The 17,294-nt window shown below is 63.0% G+C and carries 15 protein-coding genes; 5 read left to right on the top strand and 10 right to left on the bottom strand.

Annotation, left to right across the window (positions count from 1 at the left end; all coding sequences use genetic code 11):
- The first annotated feature begins 109 nt into the window (after positions 1-109).
- The gene (locus tag C7450_RS09555) at positions 110-406 is read left to right on the top strand and encodes a potassium channel family protein (protein ID WP_342588495.1); all 297 of its coding nucleotides are present in this window, start codon (positions 110-112) and stop codon (positions 404-406) included.
- Positions 407-436: 30 nt separating this feature from the next.
- Here C7450_RS09555 and C7450_RS09550 read toward each other — a convergent pair whose 3' ends face one another.
- From C7450_RS09550 to C7450_RS09525, 6 genes are read right to left on the bottom strand one after another with little or no spacing between them, the layout of a single operon-like run.
- The gene (locus C7450_RS09550) at positions 437-892 is read right to left on the bottom strand and encodes a hypothetical protein (RefSeq protein ID WP_110374198.1); all 456 of its coding nucleotides are present in this window, start codon (positions 890-892) and stop codon (positions 437-439) included.
- Between the two features lie 35 nt (positions 893-927).
- Positions 928-1,722 carry an enoyl-ACP reductase FabI gene (gene fabI, locus C7450_RS09545; protein ID WP_110374304.1) on the bottom strand — a complete coding sequence of 265 codons (795 nt, stop codon included), beginning with the start codon at positions 1,720-1,722 and terminating at the stop codon, positions 928-930.
- Positions 1,723-1,729: 7 nt separating this feature from the next.
- The gene (locus C7450_RS09540) at positions 1,730-4,099 is read right to left on the bottom strand and encodes a DUF3141 domain-containing protein (RefSeq protein WP_110374303.1); all 2,370 of its coding nucleotides are present in this window, start codon (positions 4,097-4,099) and stop codon (positions 1,730-1,732) included.
- A gap of 26 nt (positions 4,100-4,125) precedes the next feature.
- The gene (locus C7450_RS09535) at positions 4,126-4,638 is read right to left on the bottom strand and encodes a hypothetical protein (protein WP_110374197.1); all 513 of its coding nucleotides are present in this window, start codon (positions 4,636-4,638) and stop codon (positions 4,126-4,128) included.
- 18 nt (positions 4,639-4,656) lie between these two features.
- Positions 4,657-5,859 (bottom strand): acetate/propionate family kinase, encoded by a 1,203-nt coding sequence (locus C7450_RS09530; RefSeq protein ID WP_110374196.1) that lies wholly within the window; start codon positions 5,857-5,859, stop codon positions 4,657-4,659.
- A gap of 2 nt (positions 5,860-5,861) precedes the next feature.
- Positions 5,862-6,839, bottom strand: coding sequence for a phosphate acetyltransferase (locus C7450_RS09525; RefSeq protein ID WP_110374195.1), 978 nt, complete (start codon positions 6,837-6,839; stop codon positions 5,862-5,864).
- A 539-nt stretch (positions 6,840-7,378) separates the two neighbouring features.
- On the opposite strand from C7450_RS09525, the gene ppk2 reads away from it, so the two are divergent.
- Positions 7,379-8,218: a polyphosphate kinase 2 gene (gene ppk2 / locus C7450_RS09520; protein WP_110374194.1), complete on the top strand. Its 840-nt coding sequence runs from the start codon at positions 7,379-7,381 to the stop codon at positions 8,216-8,218.
- Between the two features lie 138 nt (positions 8,219-8,356).
- The gene (locus C7450_RS09515; protein WP_110374193.1) at positions 8,357-10,135 is read left to right on the top strand and encodes a SulP family inorganic anion transporter; all 1,779 of its coding nucleotides are present in this window, start codon (positions 8,357-8,359) and stop codon (positions 10,133-10,135) included.
- Between the two features lie 176 nt (positions 10,136-10,311).
- On the opposite strand, the gene C7450_RS09510 is transcribed toward C7450_RS09515, so the two are convergent.
- Positions 10,312-11,406 (bottom strand): AraC family transcriptional regulator, encoded by a 1,095-nt coding sequence (locus tag C7450_RS09510; protein ID WP_245449559.1) that lies wholly within the window; start codon positions 11,404-11,406, stop codon positions 10,312-10,314.
- Between the two features lie 121 nt (positions 11,407-11,527).
- On the opposite strand from C7450_RS09510, the gene C7450_RS09505 reads away from it, so the two are divergent.
- Positions 11,528-11,797, top strand: a complete 270-nt coding sequence (locus tag C7450_RS09505; protein ID WP_170147160.1) for a hypothetical protein — start codon at positions 11,528-11,530, stop codon at positions 11,795-11,797.
- A gap of 212 nt (positions 11,798-12,009) precedes the next feature.
- Here the strand turns inward: C7450_RS09505 and C7450_RS09500 are convergent, their stop codons facing one another.
- On the bottom strand, positions 12,010-12,615 hold the full coding sequence (locus tag C7450_RS09500; RefSeq protein ID WP_146227306.1) for a hypothetical protein: 606 nt from the start codon (positions 12,613-12,615) through the stop codon (positions 12,010-12,012).
- A 152-nt stretch (positions 12,616-12,767) separates the two neighbouring features.
- On the bottom strand, positions 12,768-12,986 hold the full coding sequence (locus C7450_RS09495; protein WP_110374189.1) for a cysteine rich repeat-containing protein: 219 nt from the start codon (positions 12,984-12,986) through the stop codon (positions 12,768-12,770).
- A 573-nt stretch (positions 12,987-13,559) separates the two neighbouring features.
- On the opposite strand from C7450_RS09495, the gene C7450_RS09490 reads away from it, so the two are divergent.
- Positions 13,560-16,061, top strand: a complete 2,502-nt coding sequence (locus tag C7450_RS09490) for a DUF4214 domain-containing protein (protein WP_110374188.1) — start codon at positions 13,560-13,562, stop codon at positions 16,059-16,061.
- 222 nt (positions 16,062-16,283) lie between these two features.
- Here C7450_RS09490 and C7450_RS09485 read toward each other — a convergent pair whose 3' ends face one another.
- On the bottom strand, positions 16,284-17,282 hold the full coding sequence (locus C7450_RS09485; protein WP_110374187.1) for an ABC transporter substrate-binding protein: 999 nt from the start codon (positions 17,280-17,282) through the stop codon (positions 16,284-16,286).
- Between the last annotated feature and the right edge of the window lie 12 nt (positions 17,283-17,294).

Genomic DNA, 17,294 nt, shown 5'->3' with positions numbered 1-17,294 from the left:
CCTCTGCAATATCGCCGCTCACGCCGTCGTCATGACAACGGTCGTGCGCACGGCTCGGGGCGCGACGGCCTGGGCGCATGACCGGCCGCGGAGCTGGCTACCCATCGTGATGGTCGCGACCGCCACCGTGCTTCTTGCGACGCATGTGGCCGAGGTCTTTCTGTGGGCGGCGACATATGCCGTGTTGCAAGTCATTCCTGTCGAAACGGAAGCGATCTATTTCGCGTTCGTCAATTATACGACTCTTGGATATGGCGACATCCTCCCCGCCGCCGAATGGCGCCTGCTCGGTCCGATGGCGGCGATGAACGGCATATTGTTGTTTGGCTGGTCAACCGCGGTGATCTTCGAGGTCCTCCGTCACGCAATGCTGCTCCACGGACAGACGGGACCTGAGCCGCGGTGAGCCGCGACCTGCCAGCCGGGTTTGCCAGCGTCAACGCAGCTCGATCCGTACGGCATCCGCGCCGCCGGCGAGCATCAATCCCTGCCTCTTGGATTGCAGCCGCAGGACGACACCTTTGTCGTTCTGCAGCCACAGCCGTCCATCGCCCTTGCTGGCAAGAGCCCAACCGATCCGGACCTGACCATAGATGCCCTCGAGATCACGGGCCCGGGTCAGATGAAAGACCTCGCCGGTTGCGCGCAGCTTGGATACGCCGACACCGCCGAAGCCGAGGCCATTGATCGTGAAGGGGTAGCTGCGTCCGCGAAAGTGCAATGTGCCACCCCCAACGGCCGCGCTTCCGATGAAGGCGACCTGGGTCTGATCGATCACGACGCGTCCCGCCGGCTTTGGCTTTGCCGTCTGCGCGGAGGCCTGTGCCGCGAGCAGGGTGAGGGCGATGGTGGCAAGAAGAGCGAGCGAGCCGAGGCGTCGCGAAATTGGCATTGTTTCCTCCGTCTGCAATGGGGGCGGCCAACTGTTCAGGCCATGATGCTCAGGCCGCCGTCGACGTAGGTGGTCGTCCCGGTGAGCCGCCGTGCGAATGGCGTCGCCAGAAAGGCTGTCGTGAGGCCAACATCGTCGATATCGATCAATTCCCCGATGGGGCTGCGCTCCGTGGCATCGGCCAGCAGCACATCGAAGTCCTTGAGGCCGGAAGCCGCTCTGGTTTTGAGAGGCCCCGGGGAAACCGCGTGCACGCGGATGTCCTTGGGGCCGAGTTCGTAGGCGAGATAGCGAACCGTGCTCTCGAGAGCAGCCTTGACGGGCCCCATCAGATTGTAGTGCGGCACGACCTTGTTGGCGCCGTGATAGCTCATCGCAATCAGGGTGCCGCCCTCCGTCATCAGGGGCTCGGCGAGGCGTGCCATGCGGATGAAGGAATGGCAGGAGATATCCATCGCCACCTTGAAGCCCTCGTCGGAGCTGTCGACCAGCCGCCCGCGCAGGTCCTCCCTGGGCGCGTAGGCGACGGAATGGAGCGCGATGTCGAGACGCCCCCAACGCTTCTCGATCTGCCCGAAAACCTCCTCGAGCTCGCCGCTGTGGCTGAAGTCGCAGGGCGCGAAGATCCGGGCCTCGAGGGCTTGGGCGAGCGGCTCGACATAGGGCCTCGCCTTATCGTTCAGGTAGGTTATGGCAAGATCCGCGCCGAGTTGGCGGAAAACCCGCGCGCAGCCATAGGCGATCGACTGCTCGTTGGCGATGCCGATGACGAGCGCGCGCTTGCCGTGGAGGACTTTGGAGAGGAGTGGAGCGTCTGATGTCTCGGGCATGAAGGCCTCAGGTGCCGGATGCGGCTTCCGGGATTGTCGGCGTCCCACCGGCGCCATTCTGCACGCGTCGTTTGCTGGAACGTTCCAGCGATCGATGCCGCGGCGAGGGATCGCCAGCATGCGTGTCCGATAGTAGGCCGCGGAGCTTTGCGAGCAAATCCTTCTGGTCAGGATTGGCGTCGAGCCGCATCTCGAGACGCGCGAGAAGGTCAAGAAGCGCGCGCCGGTCGGACGATGCGGGCAAGAGCGCGGGAAGGGCGGCCAGGGCCCTTTCGGGGGCGCGTTCCACAATGGAAGCCTGCTCGCGTATGATGGCGCGAGCCTGCTCCGCCGACATGTCGAGAAGGCCGATATCCCTGCCAGCGAGCTCTCGGGCGCGCTTCATCGCGGAAAGCCGCCGCCTTCCTGTCCCAGCCTTCATCAAAAGGAGCGCTGTGCGCACCATGGCCGCTGTGCGGCCACCTTCGGCTATCCGGGACAGGACCTCTTCGAGAGGCTTGTCGTCCCGGACATCATCGGGTTCGGGATGAGTGCGCCTTTGCGATGGCATGAAAAGGCCCGCAGCCCCGTAAGCTGTGAAGAACGCATTTTCCAGCGCGGCGTCCCGCAGGTCGCGGTAGAGGTCCCAGGTCGCCGAGGTCAAAGCCGCGCAGGTTCTCTCCAGACGCGCGAGGCCGCCCGCCTCGTCGTGCGGCAGGCGATTGGCCTTCACCCAATCCGCCATGCCTTTCACCGGCAGCAGGAAGGGGTTGAGATCCGAGAGCGCCCAGCGCTGCATCCGCTGCGGATGCAGGCTCCTGCGCATGGCCGCCCCCGCGGGCGTGACGAGCGCGGCAATCAAGGGATGCGCATAGGCCTCATAAGCCGACGCCAACACATCGGACGTCGCCTTGACCGCTTCAAACGGAATTTCATCCCTGCGCGCGTATTTTTGCAGCTGGTGCAAGTCTTCCACGGCGCGTTCCGTGAGCAGAGCATCGTAGTGAATTGCACCATCCACCACCTTCTCCTCGATCTGCATGCCATATAGGCCCGGAGGCAAATGCTCGATGTACTCGACGAGATCGAAGATCTGCTTGTGTTCACGCCGGGCGACCTGGCCGGAGACGAAGATGCCGAGATGGCCGACGCTCTTGTGCATCAAGCCGATGATGACCTGCCCGTTGGCCTTCAGCGCCTCGGTGGTGGGATAAAGATCGGCCACCCAGTTGAAGGCCTGCTGCGGAGGCGTGATATTGTCGCCGAGGGAAGCGAACAGGACGATTGGCGATCGGATCGCGCGCAGATCGAAGGCACGCCCCTCCGACCACTCCGCCTCGCCTCCAACGAGATCATTGCCGACGAACAGGTTTTCGACGATCCATTTGATTTCCCGGCGGTCCATCATGAAGAAGCCTCCCCACCACCGCTCGAAATCGAGGAAGCGTTGGGGTTCTGTATCGATCTTTGAGAAGAGGGTGTAGTATTTGTCGAAATAGGTATTCGCCGGATTGAGGGTCTCAAAATTCTGCACCAGTTCGGCACCATCGAAGGTGCCGGCACCGAGGTCGCTCGCGAAAAGCGCCGGCCAGGACCCTCCGAGAAGACCGCCGGAATAGCGCATCGGATTCTCACCGTCGTTCCCGGCCCAATAGGACATGGGCGCCCCGTTGATCACGATGGGGCCGACCGCATCGGGCTCAAGGGCGCCGACAAGCATGGAAGCCCACCCGCCCTGACAATTCCCGATGATGACAGGTTTACGTGTACCAGGATGGCGCTTGGCGACGATTTGCAGGAAATCGGCCTCGGCGCGGGAGACATCCGCGAGGGTCTGGCCGGGCATCGGCTCCGGAAAGAAGATGAGGAAATAGACGGGATGGCCAGCCTTGAGGGCGACCCCGACCTGTGAATCCTCTTTGAACCCGCCGATGCCTGGACCATGACCGGCCCGCGGATCGATGACGACAAAGGGACGTCGCTGAGGGTCCGTCTCCACGCCGGCCGGCGGGAGGATGCGCACGAGAGCGTAATTCACCGGTTGAGCGAATTGACGCGCATCCGCGACCATCTCCCACTGGAAGTGCAACAAGGGCGGTTTGCCCGCCTTTTCGTGCTCCAGCCAGTTGTTGCCCCGCTGGCGCAACGTGTCCCAGAAAAGGATGGAGCGCTGGGCAAAATCCAGCCAATAGCCGGTGACATCGGCCCAGAAGGCGTCGGGTGCCGCCGATGCCTCCGAGAGCGGTCGCGTTGCAGCTTGCGCCGCGTCCAGGTAGGAGGCCCAAGCCGTTGCGCAGCGCGTGGCGAAGACCTGGGCAACCGTCGCATGCAGCTTGAAGACGTCAGGGGGCGCCACATCTGACGTCGACGCCGCGATGGTCGCTTGTTCTTTTGGCATGCCAGAGCCTCCGCCGGCATTGATGATCAGGGCGTGCTCGCCCCCCATTTCAGGAAGAAGCCGACATCGCCGGGCATCCCGCCCGGCCATTCGATAATCATGGCCGACAGGCTGAAGCCCGCGTCTTTCAGTTGGCTTTGCCAGAGTTCATAGGCTTGCCGCGGCCGGCCCGTCAGGGTGTCCGGCCAGGACGGATCACTGTTGTTGATGGCGCGTCCCCGGTCCGAACAGAGCGTGTTTGGAAAACGCATAACCAGCAGTTCCGTATCCCCGCGCTCCGCTGCAGCCCGCAGTTTTGCCCGGAGCGGCTGGAGGACCTGCTTCAGCCGCTCCGGCGTGAGATCGATGCGTTCGGTCAGCTGTTTGACCAGTTCTTTCCGAGCCTGCTCGGCGCGATCCATGCTTTCCATCGATTGCGTGGCTCGCGCCATCTGCATCTCGCTCATATAGCGGCGCAGATCATCAGCCGACATGAACGTTTCGTCGCCCAGTTCCTGCCATCCCTTCGGGTCGCCAGTCCCCGTCTTTTCAGTGCCCATGGCATTGTTCTCCCTGTTCTAGACGCTGTGCCGAGCCGCGTTGATCACGTCCCGCGTCTGTCGCGCGATAACCAGTTCCTCGTTGGTCGGGATGACCCAGGCGGAGGGGGACGCGCTCGATGAGATCCTGGGGCCGCCCGCAGTGTTGGCGGCTTCATCGAGTGTCAGCCCGGTCCATGACAGGCCGGCCACGACGGCCGCGCGCGTTGCGGCGTCGTTTTCGCCTATGCCCGCCGTGAAGATCAGTCCATCGATGCCTCCGAGTACCGCGATCAGCGAGCCTGTTTCGCGGATAATGCGATAGACGAAGAGATCGATCGCCTTGCGCGCGTCAGCATTGGACGGGGCTTCGCGACGCAAGGTCCGCATGTCGTTGGACAGGCCCGATACGCCGAGCAGGCCGGATTGCGTATAGAGAACCCGTTCGGCCTCTTCGGCTGTGTGCCCCATTTCGCGAAGCATGTAGAAGACCACGCTGGCATCGATCGCGCCGCAGCGTGTTCCCATGGGTAGCCCATCGAGCGCGGAGAAGCCCATGGTCGTGGCAAGGCTGACGCCTCCCGAGAGCGCACAGAGGCTTGCGCCGTTACCGAGATGGGCGGCGACCACCCTGCCGCTGGCCAGACGCGGGTCGGTGTCCTCTAGCACCGATGCGATGTAGTCATAGGACAGGCCATGAAAGCCGTAGCGCCGGACCCCGCGGTCGCGGATATCCTTGGGCAGCGCGTACATCGTCGCGATTTCGGTCTGGTTGTGATGGAAGGCGGTGTCGAAGCAGGCGACCTGCGGCACATCCGGAATGCGACGGCGTGCGATGGCGATGGGCTGCAGATTGTGAGGCTGGTGCAGGGGCGCCAACGGAGACAGGGTCTCAAGCCTTGCAACAACCTCGTCGTCGACAAGGACCGGCGCGGCGTAGGCGTCTCCTCCGTGGACGACGCGATGGCCGATCGCCACCAACTTGCGTTCGTTCCGGTACTGCTGGAGCCAGGTGACCAGGTGCATCAAGGCAAATTCGTGGTCGACGCCCTCCTCGGCGGCCCATTGTGCTTCGTCCACGATGGCAGCGGTGTCCCGCGCGACCCGGAAACGGGCTCGCTGACCGAGACCTTCATACTGGCCTTTCCAGACGACTTTGGGATCGACGTCGTCGAGCCTGTCGAAGACCTGGAATTTCAGGCTCGACGAGCCGGCATTGAGAACGACCAGTGTGGGACGCATTCTCATACCTCGCCCATCGTCACGCGATGGCTCTGCGCCTTGGCGACAAGTGAGGCCACCGCGCAGGAGGCGAGGCGTGCGATCGTCGTGTCGGCCCGGCTCGTCAGGATGATCGGCACGCGGGCTCCGAGCACGATGCCGGCTGCGTCTGCATTGGCCAGGAAGGTCAGGCTCTTTGCAAGCATATTGCCCGCTTCCAGGTCCGGCACCACGAGGACGTCGGCGAGACCCGCCACCGGAGACGCGATGTTCTTGATCTTCGCCGCGCCGATATCGATGGCGTTGTCGAGAGCAAGCGGTCCATCCAGAATCCCGCCCCGTATCTGGCCACGGTCGGCCATCTTGCACAGCGCGGCCGCATCGAGCGTCGACGGAACCTTGGGGTTGACGGTTTCCATCGCCGACAGAATGGCGACGCGGACAGGGGAGGCGCCCAAGGCGCGTGCAAGATCGATGGCGTTCTGAACGATGTGGACCTTGTCCTCAAGCGTGGGGGCGATGTTGATCGCCGCGTCCGTAATGATCAGAGCACGGTCGTGGCCGGGGACGTCCATGACGAAGCAGTGGCTGATCCTGCGCGACGTGCGCAGCCCGCCTTCGCGACGCACGACCGCCGCCATCAGTTCATCCGTGTGCAGGCTTCCCTTCATCAGGGCATCGGCTTTTCCGGCGCGAACCTGTTCAACAGCCGCCTCGGCAGAGGCTTGGCTATGGGGGGCATCGATGATGACGAGACTGTCCAGTGATTTCCCCAGGTCGGCGGCCGCGGACCGGATCTTGGCGGTCGGCCCAACCAGGAGTGGATCGATGAGGCCGAGTTCGACGGCATCGAACACCGCTCCTATCGAGGAGGCGTCGCAGGGATGGGCAATCGCGACCCGCAAGGGCGGGAGCGACCGGGCAGCGGCCAGGAGCCGGTCGTATCTCTCATGATGGCGGGGTTGGCCAGTCGCATCCAAAGAGGAGACCGCATCAGTCATTCCACCCTCCGCGGTGTCGTGCCACAAGCCCGCAGAGCGTCACAATCGATGACGTCGGACACGCCATCCAAGGTCCACTCCGGTGGCCTCTCGCTCCGCGGATGAGTATGGTTTCTTCCCGTCATGCTGCTTGACCGCTTGGGCCATCGCTTTGACAGTTTCGGACGGCGCGGGGTGACCCGGGACGGGCTTTCCTATTTGGCGCGCCAGCGAAGTGGCTGCGAAATGCCGGCGCCGATCGACGGCCTCCGCAGGGTTTGTCGACCCTTCGGACCGAACAGGCGCAAACGGAGCCCCGGTCGATGTCTCAAGCTGTCAAGAACCTGTCCCAAAGGATCAAGCCTTCCGCCGCGAAGGGCGCGATCATGTTGCGTTGAAGCCGCGCATTGACAAGCGGCGTCACACGGGCGGGAGCGACAATTCAGAGGCAGTCAGCCACGGGACGCGCCACTGTGCCGCCTCCTTGACCCCGCCCTGCATGGGCAGATTTCACGCCAGCCCCGGACGGGGGTGACCGTTCGCGCGGGAGGAGGATCGGGATGAGCCGGAAGCACGATGTCAAAGCGAAGCGGGCCACAGTCCATGACACGGTGACGTCTCAGGTCCCCATGAAGCGGAAGGCGTTTGAAACCGAGCTACGCAAGCTCCAGGTCGAGCTCGTATGGCTCCAGACCTGGGTCAAGGCCACCGGCGCCAAGGTCATCATCGTCTTCGAGGGGCGGGACACCGCGGGCAAGGGCGGCGTCATCAGCCGGATCATGCAACGCGTCAATCCGCGCATATTCCGGCATATCGCCTTGCCCGCACCGACCGAGCGCGAGAAAAGCCAGCTATATATCCAGCGATATGTCGCCCATTTCCCCGCGGCCGGCGAGATCATTCTGTTCGACCGCTCCTGGTACAATCGTGCTGGCGTGGAGCGCGTCATGGGGTTCTGCAGCCAGGTGGAGTACGACCGCTTCATGCGGCTCGTTCCGTCTTTCGAGAAGGAGGTGCTCGACAACGGGATCATCCTTCTGAAGTATTTTCTGGATGTCAGCCAGGACGAACAACGTCGGCGTTTCGCGGCGCGGATCGAGGAGCCGGTGAAGCATTGGAAGCTGAGCCCCATGGATACCGAGTCGGTGCGGCGATGGTGGGACTACACGGCGGCTTACCAGGAGATGTTGCGCGAAACCGACACCCCGGCGAGCCCATGGTATATCGTTCCCTCCGATGACAAGCGCCGGGCGCGGCTCAACCTTATCGCGCATTTGCTCAGCAAGATCCCCTACAAGAAGGTCAAGGTCGATCTGCCGAAGGTGCCGAAGGTGCAGCGGCGGCCGGATGGGATCGAGGACGGGCTTCCCGTTCGCGAGACGGTGCCCGCGCTTTACTGAACGCGGCAGCTGCCAGGGCCGTCCTTGAGGGCGGTTCGTCTGCGAGGATGCCGGTTCCGATGGGACTATTGCGGTCGTCGGACGGACGTGCTCTCTCGGGGCCTGCGGCGATGGGGATAGGTGCGAGACAGTGCGGCCATGACGTTTCCTGATCCCAGAAAGGCTCGGCCGCTCGCGTCAGGGCCCATCCGTGCGACGGAGGAGGCGGCGACGGGGCGTGGATGGCTGCATTGGTTGCCGGGTCTGCGCACCCTGCTCGCGTATGAACGCGCGTGGCTCGGGCAGGATATCGTGGCAGGTCTCGTGCTCGCGACCATGCTCGTCCCTGTCGGTGTCGCCTATGCCGTCGCGTCCGGCTTGCCAGGGATATGCGGCCTCTATGCCACGATCATTCCCCTTCTCGTCTATGCGCTCGTCGGCCCGAGCCGGATCCTCGTCCTTGGTCCGGATTCGGCGCTGGCGGCCGTCATCCTCGGCGTCGTGCTGCCGTTGTCCCTCGGGGATCCCCAGCGGGCGGTCGTTCTCGCCGGCGCGATGGCGCTTGTCTCCGGTGCCGTTCTGATCGCGGCGGGACTGGGGAAGTTGGGCTTCGTGACCGAACTCCTTTCGAAGCCCATCCGCTACGGATATATGAATGGCATCGCCTTGACGGTTCTGATCAGCCAGATTCCGAAATTGCTCGGCTTTTCGACGGACGCGACGGGGCCTTTGCGCGATATATGGGCCATCGGGAAGTCCATCGTCGACGGCCAGATCAACTGGGTATCCTGCATGATCGGCGTTGCGACGCTCGCGGTGATACTGCTGCTCCGCGGCAGCAAGCGCGTGCCCGGCATCCTGGTCGCGGTCGTGGGGGCGGCGCTGGTGGTCAGTGTCTTTAATCTCGCCGACCGGTTTGGTGTGGCGATCCTTGGCTCGGTTCCCCAAGGTCTGCCCGCTTTCACCTTTCCCCTTATCGCGCTCGACGACATCCTCCCCATACTGCTGGGGGGCCTGGCTGTGGCTCTCGTATCCTTTGCCGACACCAGCGTGCTATCCCGCGCCTATGCCGCGCGTATGGGCACCAAGGTCGATCCCAACCAGGAGATGCTGGGGCTCGGGGCCGCCAATCTCGCGGCCGGGTTGTTCCAGGGCTTTCCCATCAGCAGCAGCAGCTCGCGTACCCCCGTCGCCGAGGCCGCCGGTGCCCGCACCCAGCTCACGGGGGTCGTTGGGGCGGTCACGATTGCGGTGCTGCTCATGTTTGCGCCCGATCTCCTCAGGACCCTGCCCAGCGCGGCCCTGGCCGCCGTGGTCGTCGCCTCGGCGATCGGCTTGTTCGAGGTGGCCGACCTGAAGCGGATCTACCGGATCCAGCGCTGGGAGTTCTGGCTGTCGATCACGTGCTTCGTCGGCGTCGCCGTGCTCGGCCCCATTCCCGGGATAGGTCTGGCGATCGTCATTGCCATCATCGAGTTCCTGTGGGACGGCTGGCGACCCTATTATGCCGTTCTGGGGCGCCCGGCCGGTGTCGAAGGTTATCACGACATCACCCGCTATCCCGATGCCAGCCGCATTCCCGGGCTGGTCCTGTTTCGGTGGGACGCGCCCCTCTTCTTCGCGAATGCGGAATTGTTTCGTGAGCGCGTCCTGGCTGCGGCCGCAGAGTCGCCGACCAAGGCGCGTTGCGTCGTTGTCGCCGCTGCCCCGGTCACGAGCGTCGACGTCACGGCCGCCGACGCCTTGATCGAGGTGGATGAAGCGCTGACGGCCCAGGGGATAGACTTCTGCTTCGCCGAGCTTAAGGATCCGGTCAAGGACAAGCTGAGAAGGTTTGGCTTGTCCAGCCGTTTCGACGCGACGCACTTCTTCCCGACGATTGACGCCGCCGTGCTTTGCTATCTGAAGACGAACGGCCTGGATGATGAGGCCAGGTGAATGGCGCATCGCACACCCGATTTGTCCTGCAGGCCCTCGCGGGGCTCTCTTGCGTTCATTCGCGCAATTCGGGGAAAGACGCATGAGACGCGCCTCGCCGTCGGTCTCGCGGTGCCGGGGCCGACAGAACGTGCGCGATCCACATTCAAGCCGGACAGGGGGCCCAGAGGCGGCCGCTATGCGAGCCGGTCTTCCGCGCGCCAGAGCGTCGGCGGCTGTCCCGACCACCGCCTGAATGCGCGTGTGAAGGCGCTTGCCTCCGAATAGCCGAGGGTCGCAGCGATCTGGCCCAGCGGCATTTTCGTGTCCGCCAGCAACTGCCGCGCAATCTCGAACCGGATCTCGTTCGCAATTGTACGATACCCGATCCCGCAGCCTCTGAGACGGCGGCTCAAGGTTCTGCGATGCATAGCCAGCAACAAAGCGATCTCCTCGGCCGAGCATCGGTGGGTGGTCAACCTCATGCGCAACAGGCGTCGGATATCATCTGAAAACTCCGTTCCCGGCCTGCCTTTCAGTTGATGAACGCGCTCTTCCAGGACCACGCGGAGCATGGGGTCAGCCCCCGGAATGCGAAGATCGAGGTCTCCGACAGGGAACGAGAGCGTGGCACTTTCCTGATTGAAGCGGACAGCCGCGCGAAAGTGGCGCTTGTAGGCGGTCACGTCCTTCGGAGCCTTGCGCGGCAGAAGGACTTCACCCGGGTTCCAATCAGCCCCGCATAAACTGCGTATCGCATTGACGGCGACAGCGAGGGCACCGTCCGATATCTGGTCCGCGCTCGCCGTCTCCGGCTGATAGACCGAAAAGGTGAAGAGCGCCATTCCATCCGAGATCGACAGGGCAGGGACCGCACCGCGGTTCTGGATACTGAGATTGGCAACGAGGCTGCGGAGTGCGTCCCCCATTGTTTCGCAATGCTGCATGAGGCGGCCGACGAGGCCGAGAGAAAGGATGGTTGCACGCTGGCCGACCAAGAGCCCGAAATGGGGGCAGTTGGTTCGGGCCACGCTCAAGGTGAGCAGGCGTCCGAGTGCTGCATGCGAAATGACATTCGTCACATCGTCGAAGAGCGACGGATCAAGCCCGGCCTCCCGGATGACGGGATGGGGATCAACGCCGAAATCCTGCAGTACAGGGACAATCTCCTTGGCCACGCCAAGATGGATATAGCCGGGTTGAAGGAGGCTGCCGAGCTTTTGCCGGGAGGGCTCAACGGTTGCGGCGATCGTTCCGCTTTCGCTCTCGGCATGATACTCCATGCCTTTCATCGGCGCCCCCGAGACTCGACGGATTGGCATCTGACTTCAGCTTGGCAGCGCATCACTCAATGCGCAACAAAACCTATATTATCATAAATCTAAAATCAGCAGTAGCGCCCTCGCTGCGTGAATGGCGCGACACATCGCGCCAAGTATGATCCATAAAATATTGATTTATATCATTTTTGCGTTGTACTGGGCGGCATTCGCGGCGCCTCCGGCCGTCACCCGGATGACGATCACTGCCGATCAAGACTTACCCATGATTGAGCATTTGTGGCGATTGTGCCGCATCGCTTCGGCCAGCCCTTGCGCCACGGCCTTCACGAATGGCCCAAGAGATACCCTTGTCATCACCGGGCTTGTCCCCGAAATCGGATTATCCGAATTTGGCTATTGATGAGGAACTCGGCTGAGCCGAGTTCCGGTGATCCCGACCGGAAAGGCGCCTCGGTTCGTCGGGATGGCTGCGGAACTCAGCGGATGCCGAGTTCCGTGTTGGACAGTTTGAAGTCGGGCAAGCCCGACCTCAAGGACAAGCCCGGCCATGACAGCTGGACATGCTGAATGTCGATTGGTCCTTGTGCTGAGTTCGCGCCTCGACGCTTGTTTTCAGAGCCGGCGCGGAGTGAGCACAATCTGAGTGGCTTCCGTAAAGACAAGATTGACCATGTCACCCCGCCGCAGCGTTTGCATGACGCTGATCACGGCGGGATCGATCACCCGGATGGTTCTTGGTCCCTCCGGGCCGACGTAGCGAACGACGCTGGTCGCTGGATCGAAACTGGTGAACCGTGCGGTGATCGTCGCCTTGCGCACGATCCAGCGGGCCGGCAGGTTATCAAACAATCCCTCGTTGCGGTCCGTCGTGAAAACGGCATCGGGCTTTGTTCCCCGCTTTGCGGGCATGATGGCCAGCAGGGCGCTTTCGACCCGATCGATGGTCAGACGATCACGCCGGCGCAAGCCGGCCAGGCTGCCGAAGTCCTCCGGAACGGTGATGCGCCATTGGCGGCCACTTCGTTCCACGACAACATTGCGGGACGGCAGATCGACGGAAACCACGCGCACATCGATAGTCTCGACCGCTACAGCTCCGACGCCGCGAACATTGACCGACTGTTGGGCCACGGCCGGAGAGGGGATCATGCCGGCTGTTGCGACAAGCATTGTGCTCGAGATGAGTGCTGCGAGGACTTGGCGACGCGGTACAAACATTGTGATCGATCCTTTTGCTGACAAGAATGTCGAGATCAGCCGTGTCCGACGCGACGGACCGCGGCACGGCTGTGACGAAACGTCGGTGCAGAGGTGGTGGCAGGTTCCTCCGTTGAGGCTGCAGGGCAATTCGTCTCAAAGAACCGGCGCCCTCAAGGTTTCAGCTTCTGCAGCGCCTGCGCGCATTCGGGGGAGAGCAGTCTGTGGTTTGTCTTCAAACACTGAAGAAGGCGGCTGCTGCCTGCCCGTACGTCCTTGCAAAATCTTTGCAGATCGGCTTTGCAATATTTGGGGACGTCGCTCCGAGCGCGCGACTGATCGGGTGCAAGGGTGCAGGCAAAGACTGCCAGGACCGTCAAGATTGTCTTCATACGGCTCACCCTGGCGAGAGAACACCTTCCACATATCGGCATTGATGCGCGTCTCGTGTTGCGGACACGGCTCTGATCAATGCATCTGCGCGTGCTATGTCTGAGTTCACGGCGCGCAATCCAGATTACCTGTGCCGGTTATATCCCGCGGGTCGCGGTCCCGGTTGAGCCACCGGGCGATTGAGTATGGTTTCTTCCCGTTTGCTTGCTTGACCGGTTGGGCCAGCCCCATGACATTTTAGGACGGACGTCGGCCCCATGCCGGCAGGATCGGCCAAGCGGCGACAGGCGCCTTCCTTTGGCAGCGCGCTCGCCGGCGTCAAGGGCGACGCCATCACGCAGGCCTCCCGCGCCGGGAACCTGCCTGCGCGAGCCGGCCGCGTCGCACCCCGCCGCTTGCAGATTTTTCCGGGAAATCGCGCCCGTGGCGAGCGATTGCCGGGAATTTCTCCCTGCGCGAGCTCACCGCGAGCATGTATTCTATTGTTAAGTCGAAGATTATGAGTATAATTGAGACGGGGCTGCAGGTGGTTATGCACATGGGGATGTGCTGCCTGCATCGGTGGGGGGAAGATGACCCAAGCTCTTGTTAACCTTTATGAGGACCTGCTGCTGCGCACGCCGGGGCCGGATGAGCTCGCCTTTTGGGAAAGTGCCCTCGTCAGCGGCACTTCCTTGGAGGACATCGAGCGGGCTTTTCGTTTGTCCGACGAATACATTGACCTCCATGAGGTGATCCTGCCGATTGTCGCTCTCTATCAGGGCGCCTTCGGGCGTGCCCCGGATGGGGCCGGACTGGCCTTCTGGGCGGAGCAGTTTCGCAGCGGGGCTGCATCCTTTTCCGATCTTCTCGGCTCTTTTGCGAAGTCCGCGGAGTTTCAGGATCTCCATCCGGAGATCGGCGCCGACGTCACGCCGGAGGAACTGGTCGGAATTTTCTACGAGAATCTCCTCGGGCGGGCCCCCGATCAAGCGGGCTTCGACTTCTGGGTCGACCTGGTCGCAAGCGGTCGTCTCAATGGCAATCAACTGTCTTCCGCGTTCCTGGAAAGCCAGGAGTTTCAGGACCTTGGCGGGGATAACCTGCGCACGTTTCTGGCCGATTTCGCGGATGGCGCGGTCGACGAAGACCATGGCTCCCTGATCGGGGGCGGTGACCCGGATCCAGACCCGGATCCGGATCCAGACCCCGATCCGGATCCGGATCCCGATCCCGATCCGGAACCCGAGCCTGACCCGACCTATGCCGTGACCGCATCGGCGTCGAGGGCCAGCGAGGGGAGCAGTGTCACCTTCACCCTCGAAACGACGCAGGTCGCCGCGGGCACTGCGGTCTCGATCGATTGGGGCGGCACGAGCAGCCCGGACGACATCGACGGCACGCTTCCGGCGAGCTTCACGGTCGGCGCCGATGGACGAGCCGAGATCACCGTCCATTTCCGCGCTGACGCCCTGACCGAGGGCACGGAGACGTTGACACTCGATGTGAGCGGCGCCGCGCCGGTCACCGTTACGATCGACGATACGAGTCTGACGCCTGCTGCCGTCTTCGATCCTGAAACCGGCCGGCTTGAGATCGGGGATATCGCGGCGTCCGTCACCTTAGGCGCGGGCGGCACGTCCGTCATTGTGTCTGCGGCGGGACGGGCATCGGTGGAGGTGGCCCTTGCCAGTCTCATGAGCCTCGCAATCAAGGACGAGGCCGAGGTCACGGTTGTCGGCAGTGACGCGATTTTCACCGACACGCGGCAGATTGATGTCGACGCGAATGCGCGGCTGATCGTCGATATCACTTATCCCGCGCTGTCGCCGACCCATCAGTCCCATGAAGCCCTGAACCTCGCGGGCGTGCGCGTCGGCGGCGATAACAGTCCTTCCGCGGTCTGGGATGTCGTCAGCACCGCGAGCGGCGATATCGGCGACAAGTTCCTGCTGTTCTGGGCGAATGGAGATGCCAAGTATTATGCCGGGGCGCCCGGCGGCGACTATTATAATGTCGACGTCAACCTCGCCAATATCGAGCTGTCCAACATCTATGTCGACTACCTGAACAACGGCGGCGACGCGATCACCGAGATCGTCCAGACGAAAGTCGGCGGCGTTCCGAACTTTGAGGCGCGTCAGCAGTCGTTGCACGACAATCTTCTGGCCAATGTGACGGACGCGGCCATCGATGATCGCTTCCACGGCCAGCCCGACCCGCGGTCTGAGGCGGCGCTCGTCTTCGGCGAGCGGCCGTTCGAGGACGGCGACCCGCCGCAGGCTTTTTCCCAGGCCGATGCCTGGGATGCCCTCCATGGCATCTCCAGGCCCGACCTGGAGAAGACATACGTCGACCTTCAGGACGGGTTCGACAGTATTCCCGAAGGGACGATCGGTGCCTATGACGGCTCCAACGCGGACGACTGGATCGCCGACCGCCTGGCGCCAGCCGGCGTGTCGACTGTGGAAATGGGGGGAGAGCAAGGCAAAGCGATCGCCATCACGGTCAATCCCGACGGACCGACGGGGGCGTCGGATTTTGCGCGCTACCAGGGCGTCCTGATCAAGGACGGCGGCACGGACTATCTGGATCTCGCCCATGGGAGCCATGTGGAGTTCAAGTTCTACATCGATCCGGAATGGTCGCAGGATGAAGGAGCCAAGCAATTAAGCGGGGCCTGGATCCAGATGCAGGACGCGGTCGGCTCCCTCAACGGCGGCGGGCGCTTCTCCATCGCCGAATATGTCGATGCTGATGCCGCGGCCGCTTTGGGTATCAACGGCGGCGATTTCGCGGGGTTCCGCTTCTGGAATTCCGATGAAGGCTGGGATGAGTATGTGTCGTTCGAGGGCACCGGCTGGGTGACGCTCGCCTTCGATTTCACCGGTGATGCTCATGTCTGGAGCCTGAACGGCGAAGTCGTCTACAGTCAGCTCGTGGGAGAGTTCGAAGGGGAGGCGAACACGGTCGCAAAAACCCAGATCGTCCAGAGCGTGATCTTCAACAGCCAGAATTTCGGCGCCGCACAGACCTACCTCTATGACGATGTCGCCGTCACCGGCGTGTCGATCAATCCGGATCTCTATGCCTGAGAACATCCATTGACGTTCGTTTCGTCAACCACTTACGAGCTCCCCCATCGCACGACGGGGGAGCTTTTTTATGGCCCGTGTCCGTCGCCGCAATCCAACCCTTGATACCAAAGCGCGACGATGCTGACGCATCCGCGCTTTGGCGACACTCGGGCGCCGCGCGGGCTTGACCAACGTGCGATGGGTCGAACGCATCGCGCATTGGTCTGAGACAACAGCGGGCTACTGCAAGGCCACGGCGATCTCGTCGACGGTGGGCGCGGTCTTGATCAGCCCGGCTTCCAGCATGAACTGCCCGAAGCGTTCATAGCGGCGGCGGTCGAGGGCTGACGGGCGCTTGGCGAAGCGGGGCAGCGTGTCGATCCAGGCCTGCCGGTTCAGCGCGTCGTCGAGATCGGGATAGGCCTTGATGAAGAGCTTCCAGCCTTCATCGGGATGGTTGGTGAGGTAGATCGCGCCCTGCTCCACGGCATCGAGAAAGCGGGTCAGGCGGCTGTCCTTGAGGAGATCCGGGCGCGTGACGAAGATCAATTCGTCGTAAGCCGGCACGCCGCTGTCCTCCGGCAGGAACGCGCGGCCTTCGTGGCCCTTGAGGCGCATCTGCGTCAGCTCGAAATTGCGGAAGCCGCCGATGGTGGCATCGACCTGGCCGCTGATCAGCGAGGGGGACAGCGCGAAATTGACGTTGACGAGCTCCACATCGGCCTTGTCGATACCCGCAGAGGCCAGCATGCGCTGGAGAAGGGCATCCTCGAAGCCCGACACGGAGAAGCCGACCTTTTTACCCTTGAGATCCGCCAGGGACTTGATGGGACCCTTCGCCAGCACGGTCACCGTATTGAGCGGCGTTTCGACGAGCGTGCCGAAGCGAACGAGCGGGATGCCGGCCGCATGATCGAGATAGAGGCTCGGCTGATAGTGAACGCCGATATCGGCCTGCCCGGATGCGACCGCGCGTGGCACGATTGAGGGGTCGGACGGCGGCAGCAATTCGACGTCGAGGCCCGCTTTGGCGAAGAGGCCGAGCTCCTTGGCCACCACCATGGGGGCATGATCGGGGTTGACGAACCATTCGAGCAGGACCTTCACCGTCTCGGGAGGCTTCACTGTCTCGGAAGATTTGGCCGATTGCTGGGGCGCGTTCTGAGCGGCCGGTTGCGCGAAGGTTGGCGCGGCCGATGTCAGGGAAAGAAGGGCTGCGAGAAGAGCTGAGCGGATCATGACGCGTTCCTG

The sequence above is a fragment of the Chelatococcus asaccharovorans genome (assembly GCF_003201475.1).
Classification (GTDB): domain Bacteria; phylum Pseudomonadota; class Alphaproteobacteria; order Rhizobiales; family Beijerinckiaceae; genus Chelatococcus; species Chelatococcus asaccharovorans.
The sequence above is the reverse complement of the archived record's forward strand: the minus strand, read 5'-3'. Positions and strand labels throughout refer to the sequence as shown.